Raw genomic sequence first — 15,635 nt, forward strand, 5'->3', positions numbered from 1 at the left:
AGGATTTTCATCTTAATGAATTGGCGTAGGTCTAATGATTTTCACGTTCTGACTGGTATCTACTTCATGTAACCACTGTAAACATAAGCAGCGCGGCATTGATGCTGGCCAGCGCTCCTTATCGCGCAGGGCGAAATCGAGGCGCGACGGGTGTGGTCAGCTTGAGCTCGTCGAGCTCTTGGATCATGCTGTCGCCTGAAACTGATCCTGTGTGGTTCATGTCCGAGATTGTGTGCGAGGCCCGGGCCTAAGAGGCTCCGAACCTCGGTTCGAACGTCGCTAGGCCCGCTCCGCCCGCGCTCTCCGCCCGGTGGAAGCGCGATCGTACGCCTCGATCTCTCGGACAATCCCTTGAACATCTCAAAGCCGCAGCAACGCACGCTGCACGCGCTGGCCCAGGGCGGCCGCATCGAACTTGAACGCGACGACAAAGGTCGGGTGATCTCGGCCGACTGCATTACCCGCGATGGCTGGGCGCTGACCGACTGCACGGTCGCCGTCTTTCAATCGTTGAGGCGAAAGCGGCTGATCGCCAGCCAGGACGGCGGCCCCTACCGGATCACCCGGCTGGGTCTCGCCAATCTTCGCGCGCAACTCGACAACCGGGTCGGCGCGAGGGCCTGGTGATCAGTCCTCGAGCTTGAAGAACAGGACGCGCGCGGCGCCATAGTCGCGCGCGTCGATCTGTTCGAAACCTTCCAGCGCCGGATCGACCTCGCCGCGTCCGCGCTCGAACATCAGGATCGCGCCGGGGGCTAACCAACCGTGCGTGCGCAGTTCGGCGACAGCCTTCTCGCCAAGACCTTTGGCGTAGGGCGGATCGAGGAAGACGATGTCGAACGGTTCGCCGGCGCTGGCGGGACGGGGCCCAAGATCGGTCGCGTCGCGGCGATGCACGCGGGTCACGCCGAACAGGTGCATCGCGTCGATGTTTTCGCGGATCGCGCCACGCGCGGCGTCGTCGGTTTCGACGAACAGACAGAAGGACGCCCCACGCGACAGGGCTTCCAGGCCCAGGGCTCCTGAGCCCGCGAACACGTCGATCACCCGCGCGCCGTGCAGTTCGGGCGCCCAGGCGGCGTGCTCCAGGATGTTGAACACCGCCTGACGGGCGCGGTCAGACGTGGGACGCGTCGCGTCGCCGGGCGGGGCGGCGATGGCCTTGCCGCGAAACTGGCCAGAAACGATCCGCATCAGGCGATCGCGCCTTGAGCCGACCGGACGATCGTGTGGCGTTGGCGTCCCGCGCCCGGATTCTGATCGCCCATACTAGCCCCTTACAAGTCGTAACCGGATGTGTGCCGCCGTCCGCGTCGTGCGGCAAGCGGGCGCTTTACAAGATCGCGACGGCCCCGTCTTAGTCGCTCGTGGGTGATGACGGGCGGACAAGATCGATGAGCGAGCTAATGGAGACCGTGAAGCGCTCGCGCTTCCTGGCCGACCTCTCGCCCCTGGATCGCGATCTGAAACGGACGGCGCTCGTGATCCCCGCCGGGATTTTGACCGGCGCCGTTACGGGTCTTCTTGGCGCGCTGGCGGCGACCCTCGCCTTCATGCTGGTTGTTGGCGGCCTGGATGGCGCCGCTGCGGCCGGAGCGCTGTTCGACGTCTTTTCCAACACCGAGGCGGGCGACCTGACAGGACGTCAGTCGCTCTTCATTCTCGCCGTGCTGGCGGGTCTCAATCTCGGCGCGGCCGTCGGATTCGTCATGGCCAGCGGCGCGATCCACAAGCGGCAAGTCCGTGGCTACGTCAATGACGGACAGCCCCTGCGTTGGCGGTTGGTGGTGGGAGGTCTCGCCTTGGTCGGCGTCGTGATGGCTGTGATCATCAGCGGCGTCGCCGTGGTTTCCGGTCGCCCGCTGGATCCCGTGGTCCTTCGGGTTTCGCCCAATCTGGTGGGGCGATCGCTTTACGCCCTCATCGCCATTGGTCTGCTGATCCTCGCCTCCGCCGCCGAGGAACTCCTGTTTCGCGGGTGGCTGTTGAAACAGAGCGCGGCCTATATCCGAAATCCGATCGCCCTGATGGCGCTGAACGGCCTCCTCTTCGCCGCCATTCACCTGGACCCCAATCTCGACGCCTTCCTGTTCCGCGCGGCCATGGGCGCGGGCCTGACCTGGATGGCGCTGCGCCTGGGCGGCGTCGAGCTCGGCGTCGGCGTCCACGCGGCCAACAACGTGGTGATCGTGTTGCTCCTGCGGCCGATCACCTTGCAGCCCGACGCCCCGCGTGAGTTCCATCTCGGACTCGTCGCGAGCGCCGTCGTGATGCTGGTCGGCTTTGTCGGCGTTGCGGAGCTGTGGATGCGCTGGCCCGCGCTGCGGCGTTGGACCGGCCTACCCGATCCGGCCGCCGCCTGATCAGCGTTTGGGGCCGCGAGACGGGCCCGGACGCGCCGTAGGTTTGCCTGGGCGCTCGGATAGGCGCCTGGCCGCCCCATCGGCGGGCTTAGCGCTGGGACGGGCGGCCGCCGGCTTGCCGCGTGCGGCGGGTTTGCCGATGTCGATGAACTTGCTTTCGATCGATTTGGTCGGGCGCTTGGCCTTGGCGGGGCCCTTCGCCGGCCCTTTTGCGGCGCTCTTGGGCGGACCGTGCGGCGACAGCTTCTTCTTGGGCTTGGCCCAGCCGGGCTTGTAGGCGGGCTTTTCGGGTTTCTCCGGCTTGTCTAGGACCACCGCCCGGTCGGCGCGCGGCGCGCCGCGACGCTGCAGTTCGCCGCCGCCCTCGGTGCCCGGCGCCTTGGTGGGGTTGGCGATCCCCGCGAACTTGGGCCGGTCGCCCGTCGGCATGTTCTCGGGCGAGACGACGCCTTCGAGAAGCTCGCGGATGACGCGGGGGCCGACCTCCTCGATCTGGCCGGCCGCCAGAGTCCCCAAGGCGAACGGACCGTAGGACAGGCGGATCAGCCGATTGACCTTCAGGCCGATAGACTCCAGCACCTTGCGGACTTCGCGGTTCTTGCCTTCCGAGAGGCTGACCGTGATCCAGACGTTCTTGCCGCCGCCGGCCTTTTCGTGAGCCTTGTCGAGCTTGGCCTCGATCGCGCCGTACTTGACGCCCTCGATGGTGACGCCGTCCTTCAGCTTGTCGAGCTTGGCCTGGGTCGTGTCGCCAAAGGCCCGGGCGCGATAGCGGCGGACCCAGGCGTTGCTGGGCGTTTCGAGCGCGCGCGACAGCTCACCGTCATTGGTCAGCAGCAAGAGACCTTCGGAGTTCAAGTCCAGGCGGCCCACCGAGATCAGGCGGGGCAGATCCTTGGGCAGCGCGCCGAACACCGTCGGGCGGCCCTTGGGGTCATGGTGCGTGGTCATCAGGCCGGTGGGCTTGTGATAGCGGAAGATCCGCGTCGGCTCGCGCTCGGCCACCAGCTGGCCGTCGACGGTCAAAAAGTCGCCCGGCGCGACCTTGACCGCCGGTGTCGTCAGGACCTTACCGTTGATGGCGACGCGGCCGGCCTCGATCAGCCGCTCGACCTCGCGTCGCGACGCGACGCCGGCGCGCGCCAGGGCCTTGGCGACCCGCTCGCCCGGCCCGCCGTCAAGATCTCCGTCTTGACCGTCGAGGTGAGGCTCGTACAGGGGATCGTGGGGGTTGGTCATGGCGCGTCCTTCTTGGGCTGGGCGCATCTCTCGATGGGCTTTCGGTTTCTAATGCGCACTGATGCGAGCGAGGATCAAGACCACCGCATGATGCGGCTCGCGCTCGACGCCGCCCGCGCGGCGGCCGAGGCGGGGGAGACGCCCGTCGGCGCGGTGATCCTCGACGCCCGCACGGGCGAGGTGATCGCGACCGCCGGCAATGGTCCCATCGCGGCCCACGATCCGACCGCCCACGCCGAGATCGCCGCTCTGCGGTCGGCGGCGGCCAAGCTCGGCAACTACCGCCTGACGGACCTGACTCTGGTGGTGACCCTGGAGCCCTGCGCCATGTGCGCCGGGGCCATCAGTCATGCGCGGATCGGGCGCGTGGTGTTCGGCGCCGAAGATCCCAAGGGCGGGGCGGTGGTCCACGGCCCGAAATTCTTCGCCCAGCCGACCTGCCATTGGCGGCCCGAGGTGGCCGGCGGGGTGCTGGCCGATGAGAGCGCCGCGCTGCTGCGCGGCTTTTTCCGCGCCCGGCGCAAGGCCAGGGGCTAGTTGATCATCGCCGAGGTCAGCAGAACCTTCGAGCCCGGCTTGCCCAGAACCTGGTCGGCGGACTTCTGCAGTTCGCGGCTCATATGGTCGATGTCCGGCGGCGAACCACCGCGCAGGCCGGCGGCGTAGACCATCAGGGTCTGGGCGAAGGCGGCGCGCAGACGCGGTGTCGATGCTTGGGCGCGCTCCATCAGCTTGGCGTCCTTGATCTCCAAGCCCGTCTCGACCGTCATCACGCCCCGGCGGCCGTCGCGACGCAGGACCACGGCGTTGATCGGCGCCAGCGCGAAATAGGTGACCTGCTCCTTCTTCTCGTCCTTGCCTTTGCTGGCGAGCGCCTGTGTGGGCGTGACAAGCGGAGCCGCCGAAAGGGCGGTCACCAGAGCGAACGAGAGAAGGCGGTGTCGGCGCATGCCGGTGTTCTAGCGCGCCGTGGTTGACGTCCTCTTTACGTCTGCGGGCGCATCAAGGGGCGTTAACCACGATTCGTCGCCACGCTTCCGAACCGGATCGGTCGTCGGCAGTGTCGCAGGAGGCTGAAATTGGGTCGTTTTTCCCCGAAATCCCTCGATCTGGACGGCAAGGTGATCCTGGTCACCGGCGGCACCGGCTCATTCGGGCGGCGCTTCATCGAGACCGTGCTCCGCCGCTATGATCCCCGGAAGGTCATCGTCTACTCCCGCGACGAATTGAAGCAGAGCGACATGCAGATCGAGCTGCGCGAGCAGTTCGACGAGGCGAAGGTCGCCAAGATGCGCTTCTTCCTCGGCGACGTGCGTGATCGCGAGCGTCTGACCCTGGCCTTGCGCGGTGTCGATATCGTCATCCACGCGGCCGCGCTGAAGCAGGTGCCTGCGGCCGAGTACAATCCCTCCGAATGCATCCACACCAACGTTCTGGGGGCTGAGAACGTGGTTTGGGCCAGCCTGGCCAATGCTGTGAAGCAGGTGGTCGCCCTGTCCACAGACAAGGCCTGCAATCCGACCAATCTCTACGGCGCGACGAAGCTGGCGTCGGACAAGACGTTTGTCGCGGCCAACAACCTGTCGGGCGACATCGGCACGCGGTTCTGCGTGGTTCGTTACGGCAATGTCGTGGGCTCGCGCGGCAGCGTTGTGCCGCTGTATCGCCGCCTGCTGAGCCAGGGCGCGACGGAACTACCGGTGACCGATCCGCGCATGACCCGCTTCTGGATCACCCTGAACGAGGGCGTCGAATTCGTGCTTTCGTCGCTGACCATGATGCGCGGCGGCGAAATCTTCGTGCCCAAGATCCCCTCGATGGCGATGCCCGACCTCGTGAAGGCGATGTCGCCGACGGCTGCGATGAAGGTGATCGGCATCCGTCCGGGCGAGAAGCTGCACGAGATCATGATCAGCGCCGACGACGCCCGCTCGACCGTCGAGTTCGACGACCGTTACGCCATCGAGCCGAACTTCGCGGAGTTCGGCCGCGAGCCCTACGCCGTTTCGGACGGCGCCAAGCCGGTCGCAGAGGACTTCTCGTACAGCAGCGACAACAACCACGACTGGCTCAGCCCCGAGGGCCTCTTGGCCATGCTGGAGGAGAAGGCCGCGCGATGAGCGGCTTTCTTCCCTATGGCCGGCAGACGATCGAGGACGACGACATCGCGGCCGTGACGGAGGCCCTGCGCGGGGACTTCCTGACGACCGGGCCGACGGTCGAAGCCTTCGAGACCGCTTTCGCCGCCAAGGTCGGCGCTGATCACGCGATCGCCGTTTCCAACGGCACGGCGACTCTGCATCTGGCGATGCTGGCTTTGGGAGTCGGCGAGGGCGATGTCTGCGTCGTCCCATCCGTCACCTTCTTGGCCACCGCCAACTGCGCGCGCTATGTCGGCGCCGAGGTGGTGTTCGCCGACGTCGATCCCGACAGCGGCCTGATGACGCCAGACACCCTGGGCAGGGCCTTGGCCGGCGCGCGCGACAAGCGGGTGAAGGCGGTGCTGCCTGTGCACCTGCGCGGCGACGTCTGCGATCTTCCGGCGCTCAAGGCGATGGCCAGCGCCTCGGGCGCGGTTCTGGTCGAGGATGCGCCGCACGCCCTGGGCTCGATCGGAACCTTCGGTGGTGTCGCTCACCCGGTCGGCGACGGCGCCTATTCCAGCTTCGCGAGCTTTTCGTTCCATCCGGTCAAGACGCTCGCCACCGGCGAGGGCGGTATGTTGACCACCAACGATCCGGCGCTGGCGGCCAAGGCTCGCCTGCTCCGCTCGCACGGCATGGTCCGCACGCCGGGCGGTGACCCTTGGTGGTACGAGATGCCGGAGCTGGGCTTCAACTACCGCATTCCGGACGTCCTGTGCGCCTTGGGCCTGTCGCAGCTGGCGAAGCTGGACCGGTTTGTGGCGCGGCGGCGCGAACTGACGGCGCTCTATGCCCGGCTTCTACCGGAGCGCGCGCCGCGCGTCCGGTTGGCGACCAGCCCCGACCATTCGGATCCCGCCCTGCACCTGTTGACCGTCCTGATCGACTTCGAGGCCGAAGGCATCTCGCGGCGCACCGTGGTCGAGAGCCTCAAGACCCAGGGGGTCGGAACACAGGTCCACTATATTCCGGTCCACCGGCAGCCTTACTACGCCAAGCGCTACGGGGTGGACCGGCTGCCCGGCGCAGACGCCTGGTACGCGCGTTGCCTGACCCTGCCGCTGTACCCGGCGATGACGGACAGCGACGTCGAGCGCGTGGTCAACGCCCTGGCCAGGATTCTGGGGTAGGGCGGCGGGGCTCCGTCAGACTGAGCCGTGCGGCGGGCGTCGCCATTAAATAAAATTCAGGCGCCTCTGTTTGGGAGTCTCCGAGCCTCTACAAGCTCGACACTCGTTCGAGAGGTTGCGCCGTGCGTCTCCAAGTTCGCCTCCTTGTTGCTGGTATGGGGGCTATGGCCCTGGCCGTCGGCGCCGCCAAGGCGCAGGACTATCGTCCGAGCTTTCATCCCGACACGCTGAAGGGGCCGGCGGGGCGCAAGGCCAATGAGGTCATGGTCCTGGGCACAACCCACCTGTCGGGTTTGCCCAAAACGTTCGATATGGGCCTGCTGGCGCCCCTGCTTGACCGCCTGGCGACCTGGAAGCCGGAGGGCGTCGCCACCGAGGACCTGTCGGGGATGCAGTGCGATGCGCTGCGGCGCTACCCCAGCCGCTACGCCGAGACCGTGAAGACCTATTGCGCCGACCCCTCCATAGCCGGCGCCGTCCTGGGTCTGGACGTGCCCGCAGCCAATGCGGAGGCGGAGCGTCTGTTGGCCGCATGGCCCGACGCGCCGACGGCGGCGCAGCGTCGGCGTCTGGCGGCGGTGTTTCTGGCGGCGGGCGAGCGCGGCTCGGCGCTCGTGCAATGGCTCCGGCTGCCCGAAGCCGAGCGCAAGGCGGCTGACGGCCTCACGGACGCCCTGGTCGAGACGCTGGAGAAGCGCAGGGTCCGTCGCAACGAGACCGACCAGATCGCGGCCGTTCTCGCGGCGCGCCTGGGCCATGAGCGCCTGTGGAGCGTCGATGACCATACGGCGGATTGGCCGGAGCCGACGGACGCCGCAGAACTGAAGGCCTTCGAGACGGCGATCATGGCGGCGTGGGACAATCCTGTCTCCCACGCCCGCCGCGCTCAGGATCAGGCGCTGACAGCGGATCTGGCCAAGCTCGATGGCGTCCTGAACCTCTACCGCGCCTACAATAGCGCGGAGGCTCAGATGATGGCCTACAAGGGGGACTTCGGCGCGGCGCTCGCCGAGCTCTCGCCAGAAGGGTTCGGGCGTCGCTATGTCGGCTATTGGGAGACGCGCAACCTGCGGATGGTCGGGAATATCCGCGACGTGCTGGGACGCTATCCAGGCATGCGCCTCCTGGCCATCGTTGGAGCGTCCCACAAGGGCTACTACGAGGCTTATCTCAACCAGATGCACGACGTGCGGCTGGTCGACGCTCGGACCGTGCTGCGCTGAACGTCCGATCAGGCCGCCTGGGTTAGCAAGCTCTTGATCAGGTCCATGGTCTGGGGCGAGCTCGCCAGCTGCTCGCGGGAGCTTGGGTCCTTGGCCAGCTTCAGGGCCTCGAACCGCGCCTTGTCGGCCACCGGCCCGGTGGGACCAGCCTCCCCCATGGCCAGCTTGGCCAAGAGTTGCAGGCGGTGGGGCAGGGGCGCTGGCGCGCGCACGAGCATGGTCAGCAGGCGCGTATCTGCCTCGATCAGCGCGCCGATCTCGCCCAGCTTGGCGCATAGCGGCTCATAGTCCTCGCGGACGAGGCCTGACCGGGTCAGCGACCGCTGCAGCATGGCCAGATGGCTGAGCTTGGCGACAGGCGAGTCCGGCCCCTGCCGCATCTCCTTCTCGAAGCGCATGGCGCTGATATTGGCGTTGAGCCACCGCGAGGCGTTTCGCTTGTTGACCGCGCCCATGACGTTCTCCGCCAGGCGGATCAGCATCTTGATCTCTTCATGGGCGGAGCGATCGCGGCCGAGCAGGGACTCGATGAAGTCGCCGTTCAGGAGGGTTTTCGACCGGGTCGTGAAGGCGACCTGGATGTCCTCGCCCTGCAGAATGCGCCCGGCGGCGGCGGTCAGCCCCATGGCCAGCGAGCGAAGGAACTCGATCTCGGCCTCGGCGTCATTGGGTTTCAGACGGCGGACGCCATTGAGCTCGGTCAGCACGCGCTGGGCGATGGCCTTGCGTACGCTGGGGAAGTTGTCGCTAGCGAGCCACTCGCCGAGACGGCGCGCGGTGCCCGACAGCTCGGGCATGCAGGCGCGCACGCTGGGTTCGATGCGGATCAGGGCTTCCACGGCCGCGCCGCCGGTCAGGCGGGTCATGGCGGCGAGGGTGGCGCCAAGGTCGTCCTTGGTGTCTAGCAGATCCGCCATGCCGGCCCGTGAGCCGATGATCTCGGCCAGCGGCGCTTCGATCGCCTGGAGCGCGGCGGCGCGGGCGCGGGCTTCCGCAGGCGCTGCATCGGCGAGGTCAAGCAGGCGCGCGATCTTGTCCGACCAGTTGGTGGCGGGAGCGATCGACGCGGCGACGCCGGCGCCGAGCAGGAAGGCGCGGTCGGGGTCGGCGACCAGACGTTCGGCCGCCCTGGCGAAGCCTTCCTTGTCAAGGTCGGGAAGCGAACCCTTCTTGAACGCTTTCATCAGGTTGGCGATGGTGCGCTCGACCAGCCCGTGGAAGTGGCGCATGACCTCGTGCACCGACTGTCCGCGCGCCTCGGCCTCGGGGATGGCGATCTTCTGCAGCGCGTGCTGCAGGTCCGTGCCCGAGGCTTCCAGCTTCTCGACAAGGTCGGGACGGTGCAGCAGCTCGAACGGCGTCGCCTTGTGGCGTGACAGCCAGCTTTCGAGCAGGCGGCCGATCCGGTCACGGGCGTGGGCGGTGTAGAGGTCGGCGGGCTGGACGCAGAGCGGATCGCGGTCCTCAACCTCCTTCTTGGGCTTGCCGCCGTCGACAAGACCCTTGGTGAAGATGGAGATCGACTTGTATTCGCCCGTCGACGGATCGAGGGTTTCCTTGGTGACCCGCGAGGCGACCGCGCGGTTTTGAGTCAGGACGTCTTCGGCCACCTGCAAGGCGTGCGCGCGGTTTTCCGTGGCGATCTCGAGCGTCCACTGCGCGCCGACTTTGCGCCGGACAAAAAGCTCGTAATGGACCTGGCTCATGTCCTACCCGCTCCAAGAGCAGTAACTATGGCGTATGAGACCTTAAGGCGAAGTTGAGGATACTTGCCGGTGACCGTAGCGCCGCAATCGCGCCTTTCTCGAGCCGCAAAGCGCCGACACAAGCAGGGAAAGCTTCGCCGCGCCGTGCGTTGAAGCTGTGACGCCCGACCGATAGGATCGGGCGAACACGGAAGGTGAAGGACACGTATCGACCCGATGGCCGCGATCACGCTCATTGACGACGACGAAAACATCGTTGCTTCGGTCTCGTTGGCCCTGGAGAGCCATGGCCACACCGTGAAAGCCTACTACGACGGCGCTTCCGGGCTGGAAGCGGTGGAGGCGAGCCCTCCGGATCTGGTGATCCTTGATGTGAAGATGCCGCGCATGGACGGCATGGAGGTGCTTCGCCGGCTGCGTCAGACGTCCGAGATCCCGGTGATCATGCTGACGTCCAAGGATGACGAGATCGATGAGATCCTCGGCTTCAACCTCGGGGCCGATGACTACATGCACAAGCCCTTCAGCCAGAGGCTGCTGCTGGAGCGAGTGAAGGCTGTTCTGCGGCGCGCGCGCCCTGAGGAGGACGAGACGCCCTCCGCCGGCGGCGCGGCGGGCTCCAAGATGATGAAGCGTGGCAAGCTCACGCTCGACCCCGCTCGTCACGACAGCCTATGGGACGGAAAGCCTGTCCGCCTCACCGTCACCGAGTTTCTGCTGCTGCAGGCCCTGGCCCAGCGCCCAGGCTTCGTGAAGAGCCGCGACAACCTGATGGACGCCGCCTACGACGATCAGGTCTATGTCGACGACCGCACGATCGACAGCCACATCAAGCGGATGCGCAAGAAGTTCCGTCAGGTCGACCCGGAATTCGACTCCATCGAGACCCTGTACGGCGTTGGCTACCGTTACCGCGAAGCCTGACGACGAGCCGCCTGCACCCCGGCGGCGGTTTGCCTGGCCGCGCGGCTCGCGGCTGGGGCGGCTGATTGTTGTCCTGAATGTCGTGGCCCTGGCGATCGTCATCGTGGGGGCCCTGATCCTCAATGAGCTGAGAAACGGTCTCGTCAACGCGCGGATCGACAGTCTGTCGACCCAGGGCGAACTGATCGCCAATGTGATCGACCAATCGGCGACCGTCGGGGAGCCGGAACCCGCGCTTGACCCGTACACGGCCAGCCAAATCTTCCAGCTGCTATTCATCCCCCGCTCGCAGCGCGCGCGGCTATTTGACGCCCAGGGCAAGGCGCTCGCCGACTCCTTCGTGGTCGCCGATCGGGTTGACTGGAAGGTTCTTCCGCCGGCGCGAAAGCCCGACCAGAAGGACGCGGACGCTCCGTCGACGCCCGCAGGCGATGCGAAGGCCAAACGCGCCCAGGAGGCCTTGGCCAGCGAGATCGCCCAGGCCATGCAAGGGCGAACGGTCGCCGGGACCCGCATCGCCGAGAACGGTGAGCGGGTCGTTTCGGTGTCCATTCCCATTCAGCATGTGAAGGCTGTGCTCGGCGTCCTCACCCTTGAGGCCAGTGACGTCGACGAGATCATCGCTGCGCAGCGAAAGGCCCTGTTGCCGTTCATCGCGGTCGCCATGCTGGCGATCCTGACGTCTAGCGTTCTACTGCACCGGCTGATCGCTGTGCCGGTGCTGAGGTTGGCTCGCGCCGCCGACCATGTCCGACTTCAGGGCGCCCGCGCGATCTCGCTCCCCGATCTCTCTGAGCGGAAAGACGAACTGGGGGATCTCTCGCGTTCGCTGGAGGACATGACCCATTCGCTGTCCGAGCGGATGGACGCCATCGAGCGCTTCGCCGCCGACGTCGCGCACGAGATCAAGAACCCGCTGACCTCGATCCGGTCGGCGATCGAGACGCTGGATCTCGTCACCGAACCGGCGGCGCGCGCACGGCTGCTGGCAATTCTGCAGAACGACGTCAATCGTCTGGATCGTCTGGTCACCGATATCTCCAACGCCTCGCGCCTCGATGCCGAGCTTTCGCGTGAGCATCCGAAGGCGGTAGACCTGGGGCGTCTGCTGACCGAGGTCGTGAGCCTCTATGAGAGCCAGTTGCGGCCGGGCGACGCCCCGGGAAGCGTGCGCGTATCGCTCCGCGTGAACGATCCGTCGCAACCTGCGATGATCCTGGGGCGCGAGACGCCGATCGGGCAGGTGTTCCGCAACCTGATCGACAATGCGCGGTCATTCAGTCCAGCTGACGGTGAGGTGCGCATCAGCCTGTCTCGGGCGCGCGGCGCCTTGATCACGACGGTCGAGGATGACGGGCCGGGCATGCCGCCCGACAATCTGGAGACCATCTTCGAGCGCTTCTATACGTCCCGGCCCAAGGGACGCGCGTTCGGCGGGAATTCGGGCCTGGGTCTGTCGATCGCCCGGCAGATCGTGGAGACCCATGGCGGCAAGATTCACGCGGAGAACCGCAAAGACGAGGCCGGAGCGGTGATCGGCGCCCGGTTCGTCGTCGAATTGCCGGACGCCCGCGAATGATCCGCCACGGCGGTTTGATCGCCCTCCGCCTGGGAGGGGTCTGGCGCGGCGCCTTGATCGAGGGCGCCTCTGGGGTGGGCAAGAGCGATCTGGCGTTGCGCGCCTTGGACCAGGGCTTTCGTCTCGTCGCCGATGATCGTGTCGTAACCTTCGCTGCGGGCGGCCGGCTCTACGGACGGGCGCCCGAGACCTTGGCGGGGTTGATCGAGGTTCGCGGGCTCGGGGTGGTCACCGCCGCTGCGGTGTCTTTTGCGGAGGTCGCCTTGGTTGTCCGTTGCGTTGAGGCTCCGGAAGGCGTCGAGAGGCTGCCGGAGTCGCGTTTCGAGCGGATTTCGGGCGTGGATGTTCCCGTTTTCGACCTGTGGCCGCGAGAACCCGCCGCTCCAGCGAAAATCAGACGCATGATGCAGTCTCTTGGAGTCCAATCCTAACGAGCGTATCAAGACCGCCCGCGCGACGCTCTCCCGGTCGCGGCGGGAATGGGGATCCCGTTTGAGATACAAGGCATGATCGGGCTCGTGATCGTGACGCACGGGCGTCTGGCGGAAGAATTCGTTTCCGCCATGGAGCATGTCGTGGGGCCGCAGGCCGCCGTGAAGGCGATCTGCATCGGTCCTGAAGACGACATGGAACGTCGCCGTGCGGATATTCTGAAGGCGTGCGCCGCGGTCGACGAAAGCGGCGACGGCGTGATCCTGCTGACCGACATGTTCGGCGGGACGCCCAGCAATCTGGCCATCTCGGTGATGGAGCAGACCAGGGCCGAGGTCATCGCGGGCCTCAACCTGCCGATGCTCATCAAGCTGGCCAGCGTGCGCCAGCGCGAGACCCTCCAGGCCTGCGTCGCGCACGCCCAGGAGGCTGGACGCAAGTACATCTCCGTGGCCTCCTACGTGCTCGCCGGAGAAAAGTGACGCGCATGGCTTCAAGAACGGTCGAGATCATCAACGAGCGGGGATTGCACGCCCGGGCTTCGGCCAAGTTCGTGAAGATGGCGTCGGGCTTCGACGCCGAAGTGACCGTCAGCCGCGAAGGTTCGTCCGTCGACGCACGATCGATCATGGGGCTGATGATGCTGGCCGCCGGTATCGGATCCACCATCGACATCAGCGCTGAGGGTCCTGAAGCCGAGGCTGCGGTTGAAGCCCTGTGCGAACTGGTGGGCAACCGGTTCGACGAGGAGCGGTAGGGCCGCTCAACGGGTAAGGCGTTCTGAAGCCTAGCTCAGCGATCCTTGGCTGGCGTGGTTTGGGTCACCCGAACGGGTGCGCCTTGGCGGCGGGCTTCTCCGACCAGACCTGCGCAATCGGCGTCCTTGGCTTCGCCAGCGGTGAGGAAGGGCAACAGGGCCGCGACCGGGTTTATCAGCGATCCCAGGGCGGCGGCGACCCCGCCCTGACCGACCGCCTTGCCCGGCTGCAAGCTGACCCTGGGCTCCATGAACGGACCCTTGATCGAGATCGGCACGAACACGCGAACCAGTCTGGGCTTCTTGCTGTCGCCCTCGATGCGGAACGCCATTTGCTCGGTCGCCAGATTGATCGTCCCGCGCCCTCGGGCCAGCACTACCCCGGTGTCGGCGACGAGATGATTGGTGGTCATCACGCCACCCTTGACGCTGAAATCGGCCACCGCGCACCGGACCGATGTCTGCTTGTCGCTGTCCGACAGCAGAAGTAGCAGCCCTTTGGAGGCGTTGACCCCAAGCAGTTCGGCGAAAGCTTGGCGGATTTCACCCTTGGGAGCGACGACGGTGACCACGCCGTTGGCGGTGGAGGCCGCGCGGCGCACGCTGTCGCCCACGCCGGTGAGTTTGGCGCGCGCCATGACAGGGCCGGTGATCACGGGCTTGCCCGCGCTCTGGATGGGGATGAATTCCTCGAGCCGACCATTGGTCAGGCGAACATCGATATCGGTGCGTGGCGTGGCTGGTCGCGCGTCTAGTCGCACCTTTCCGCGAAGATCGCCGCGCGAGAACGTGAAGGCCAGTGGGTCAAGCGTCAGGACGCCCGCGTCCAGCGTCATGTCCAGACTGACCTTGCGCAGCGGCAAATTCGGTGCGTTCACGGTTTCGGCCTGATAGGAGACCTTCGCGTCCATCGCCCGTACGCGTTCGACCTGCAGGGTGGCGTCCGGAAGCAGGCGCCGGGTCGCATCGCGTTGAGCGGCCTCGACCTTCTGGCCCGCCGAAGCGGTCTCGCCGCGTCCCGTGGCGGGGGCCGCGCCCACCAGGCTGCCGAGGTCGTCGAAGTCGAGGCGCCGCGATCGCAGTTGAGCTTCCAGATAGGGGCGCTCTCGTCCGGTCAGGACGAACAGGTCGCCGCCGATATCGCTGTCCCCAATACGTCCCTCGAGCCTCTGGAAGTCATATCGGGAGCCCTTGCGAACCAGCCGACCTGAGATCTGATAAGGCGGCGTGTTGGGGAGGGTGAGACCGGTAAGGTCGTGCAGCCGATTGAGATCCGCCCCGGCGACACTGAGCTGCGTTTCAAAACGAGAAAGGTCAAACGGGCGCGTAATCTGGCCTTGCGCTCGGATACGCGTCGCGCCGGCTCGGACATCCGCTTGAAAGGGGTAGGGGCGACTGGGCGAGATATTGAGCAGCGGCCCTCCAGTGATCTCAGCCCTGAACGGCGAGCGGTTCAAGGTTCCGCTGCCTTCCAGGACAAACCGCCCCTGACGATCGTCTGCGCGTTCGCGCGCACTGACCTCGCCCACGAATAGCGCGCCGCGCTGGCGGTCGTCGATCCGAAGCGCGCCGTCGTTGATGATCAGGTGTTGGACGGTGGGCAATTTCAGCGGCTTGTCGCTGCGCGCCGTCCCGAAAGTCCAGTTCGCGCGGCCGTCCCTGGCGCGCAGCAAGCGAAGGTCTGGGCGGTCGATCGCCAGGAACGGCAGCACCGTCTGGCCACGCAGCAGCGGCAGAAGCTTGATCTGAACCGCCACCCGCTGGACCCTGGCCATGGGCGCGGCGTTTGGTTCCAGCTCACGGGTCCAGCTCGGCTGACCGATCCGGAGCCCGTACGCCTCAACCTTGGGGGCCAGCGACCAGGGGTGAACGCGCAGATCCCCGGTGATCACGACCTCGCGCTTCAATTGCGCTGAGGCGTATCTGGCGACTGGCCCGCGCAACCAGTTCCAGTCGAAAATCACTAGGAACGCGATGATCGCCGCGAGCAGCGCGAGCGCCGATCCGACGCCGGTCAGCGCGCGCCGCGACGGCCGACGAGCAGGTCTCTGCGGTGGCGAAGGGTCTGGAATGGCGTCTTGGGTCGACAGGATCGCGGCTCCGGTTGCTCCCACATAACGCGCGGGGCCGGCGATCCT

At 66.5% G+C, this 15,635-nt stretch carries 16 protein-coding genes; 11 read left to right on the forward strand and 5 right to left on the reverse strand.

Annotation, left to right across the window (positions count from 1 at the left end):
• The first annotated feature begins 351 nt into the window (after positions 1-351).
• Positions 352-627, forward strand: coding sequence for a YjhX family toxin (locus ACT53N_RS06280; RefSeq protein ID WP_476063088.1), 276 nt, complete (start codon positions 352-354; stop codon positions 625-627).
• Here the strand turns inward: ACT53N_RS06280 and rsmD are convergent, their stop codons facing one another.
• Positions 628-1,194, reverse strand: coding sequence for a 16S rRNA (guanine(966)-N(2))-methyltransferase RsmD (rsmD, locus tag ACT53N_RS06285; protein WP_476063089.1), 567 nt, complete (start codon positions 1,192-1,194; stop codon positions 628-630).
• A 200-nt stretch (positions 1,195-1,394) separates the two neighbouring features.
• On the opposite strand from rsmD, the gene ACT53N_RS06290 reads away from it, so the two are divergent.
• Positions 1,395-2,363 (forward strand): CPBP family intramembrane glutamic endopeptidase, encoded by a 969-nt coding sequence (locus ACT53N_RS06290; RefSeq protein ID WP_476063090.1) that lies wholly within the window; start codon positions 1,395-1,397, stop codon positions 2,361-2,363.
• Here ACT53N_RS06290 and ACT53N_RS06295 read toward each other — a convergent pair whose 3' ends face one another.
• On the reverse strand, positions 2,364-3,602 hold the full coding sequence (locus ACT53N_RS06295) for a pseudouridine synthase (RefSeq protein WP_476063091.1): 1,239 nt from the start codon (positions 3,600-3,602) through the stop codon (positions 2,364-2,366).
• A gap of 51 nt (positions 3,603-3,653) precedes the next feature.
• Between ACT53N_RS06295 and tadA the strand changes: the two genes are divergently transcribed.
• Positions 3,654-4,139, forward strand: a complete 486-nt coding sequence (gene tadA, locus ACT53N_RS06300) for a tRNA adenosine(34) deaminase TadA (RefSeq protein WP_476063092.1) — start codon at positions 3,654-3,656, stop codon at positions 4,137-4,139.
• Here tadA and ACT53N_RS06305 read toward each other — a convergent pair.
• Positions 4,136-4,552, reverse strand: a complete 417-nt coding sequence (locus ACT53N_RS06305; protein WP_476063093.1) for a hypothetical protein — start codon at positions 4,550-4,552, stop codon at positions 4,136-4,138. The two genes, tadA and ACT53N_RS06305, sit on opposite strands and share 4 nt — an antisense overlap.
• Before the next feature lie 129 nt (positions 4,553-4,681).
• Between ACT53N_RS06305 and pseB the strand changes: the two genes are divergently transcribed.
• The 3 genes from pseB to ACT53N_RS06320 all read left to right on the forward strand — a co-directional run bounded on the left by pseB (position 4,682) and on the right by ACT53N_RS06320 (position 8,099).
• Positions 4,682-5,722 (forward strand): UDP-N-acetylglucosamine 4,6-dehydratase (inverting), encoded by a 1,041-nt coding sequence (gene pseB, locus ACT53N_RS06310; protein WP_310218166.1) that lies wholly within the window; start codon positions 4,682-4,684, stop codon positions 5,720-5,722.
• Positions 5,719-6,876 carry a UDP-4-amino-4,6-dideoxy-N-acetyl-beta-L-altrosamine transaminase gene (gene pseC / locus ACT53N_RS06315; protein WP_476063094.1) on the forward strand — a complete coding sequence of 386 codons (1,158 nt, stop codon included), beginning with the start codon at positions 5,719-5,721 and terminating at the stop codon, positions 6,874-6,876. The genes pseB and pseC overlap by 4 nt, the downstream gene beginning before the upstream one ends.
• 164 nt (positions 6,877-7,040) lie before the next feature.
• The gene (locus ACT53N_RS06320; RefSeq protein WP_476063095.1) at positions 7,041-8,099 is read left to right on the forward strand and encodes a DUF5694 domain-containing protein; all 1,059 of its coding nucleotides are present in this window, start codon (positions 7,041-7,043) and stop codon (positions 8,097-8,099) included.
• Between the two features lie 8 nt (positions 8,100-8,107).
• Here ACT53N_RS06320 and ACT53N_RS06325 read toward each other — a convergent pair whose 3' ends face one another.
• Complete coding sequence (locus ACT53N_RS06325) at positions 8,108-9,805, reverse strand: hypothetical protein (RefSeq protein ID WP_476063096.1); 1,698 nt, start codon at positions 9,803-9,805, stop codon at positions 8,108-8,110.
• 216 nt (positions 9,806-10,021) lie between these two features.
• On the opposite strand from ACT53N_RS06325, the gene ACT53N_RS06330 reads away from it, so the two are divergent.
• From ACT53N_RS06330 to ACT53N_RS06350, 5 genes are all read left to right on the forward strand, one after another.
• Positions 10,022-10,729 (forward strand): response regulator transcription factor, encoded by a 708-nt coding sequence (locus ACT53N_RS06330; protein ID WP_476063097.1) that lies wholly within the window; start codon positions 10,022-10,024, stop codon positions 10,727-10,729.
• A complete protein-coding gene (locus ACT53N_RS06335; RefSeq protein ID WP_476063098.1) occupies positions 10,704-12,308 on the forward strand; it encodes an ATP-binding protein in 1,605 nt (534 codons plus the stop codon). Before ACT53N_RS06330 ends, ACT53N_RS06335 begins: the two co-directional genes overlap by 26 nt.
• Positions 12,305-12,739 (forward strand): HPr kinase/phosphatase C-terminal domain-containing protein, encoded by a 435-nt coding sequence (locus tag ACT53N_RS06340; RefSeq protein WP_476063099.1) that lies wholly within the window; start codon positions 12,305-12,307, stop codon positions 12,737-12,739. The genes ACT53N_RS06335 and ACT53N_RS06340 overlap by 4 nt, the downstream gene beginning before the upstream one ends.
• 75 nt (positions 12,740-12,814) lie before the next feature.
• A complete protein-coding gene (locus ACT53N_RS06345; protein WP_476063100.1) occupies positions 12,815-13,222 on the forward strand; it encodes a PTS sugar transporter subunit IIA in 408 nt (135 codons plus the stop codon).
• Entirely contained in the window at positions 13,219-13,497 is a 279-nt protein-coding gene (locus ACT53N_RS06350; protein ID WP_476063101.1) for an HPr family phosphocarrier protein, read from the forward strand. The genes ACT53N_RS06345 and ACT53N_RS06350 overlap by 4 nt, the downstream gene beginning before the upstream one ends.
• 35 nt (positions 13,498-13,532) lie before the next feature.
• Here the strand turns inward: ACT53N_RS06350 and ACT53N_RS06355 are convergent, their stop codons facing one another.
• Positions 13,533-15,611, reverse strand: coding sequence for an AsmA family protein (locus ACT53N_RS06355; RefSeq protein ID WP_476063102.1), 2,079 nt, complete (start codon positions 15,609-15,611; stop codon positions 13,533-13,535).
• Between the last annotated feature and the right edge of the window lie 24 nt (positions 15,612-15,635).

Source organism: Caulobacter sp. DMC95 (assembly GCF_056313785.1).

Bases quoted from the DNA above. Each gene is read 5' to 3' on its own strand.
- ACT53N_RS06325 (WP_476063096.1), bottom strand. From the start codon at position 9,805: ATGAGCCAGGTCCATTACGAGCTTTTTGTCCGGCGCAAAGTCGGCGCG.
- ACT53N_RS06305 (WP_476063093.1), bottom strand. From the start codon at position 4,552: ATGCGCCGACACCGCCTTCTCTCGTTCGCTCTGGTGACCGCCCTTTCG.
- ACT53N_RS06330 (WP_476063097.1), top strand. From the start codon at position 10,022: ATGGCCGCGATCACGCTCATTGACGACGACGAAAACATCGTTGCTTCG.
- pseC (WP_476063094.1), top strand. From the start codon at position 5,719: ATGAGCGGCTTTCTTCCCTATGGCCGGCAGACGATCGAGGACGACGAC.
- ACT53N_RS06320 (WP_476063095.1), top strand. From the start codon at position 7,041: ATGGCCCTGGCCGTCGGCGCCGCCAAGGCGCAGGACTATCGTCCGAGC.
- ACT53N_RS06295 (WP_476063091.1), bottom strand. From the start codon at position 3,602: ATGACCAACCCCCACGATCCCCTGTACGAGCCTCACCTCGACGGTCAA.
- ACT53N_RS06340 (WP_476063099.1), top strand. From the start codon at position 12,305: ATGATCCGCCACGGCGGTTTGATCGCCCTCCGCCTGGGAGGGGTCTGG.
- rsmD (WP_476063089.1), bottom strand. From the start codon at position 1,194: ATGCGGATCGTTTCTGGCCAGTTTCGCGGCAAGGCCATCGCCGCCCCG.
- ACT53N_RS06345 (WP_476063100.1), top strand. From the start codon at position 12,815: ATGATCGGGCTCGTGATCGTGACGCACGGGCGTCTGGCGGAAGAATTC.
- tadA (WP_476063092.1), top strand. From the start codon at position 3,654: ATGCGCACTGATGCGAGCGAGGATCAAGACCACCGCATGATGCGGCTC.
- ACT53N_RS06290 (WP_476063090.1), top strand. From the start codon at position 1,395: ATGAGCGAGCTAATGGAGACCGTGAAGCGCTCGCGCTTCCTGGCCGAC.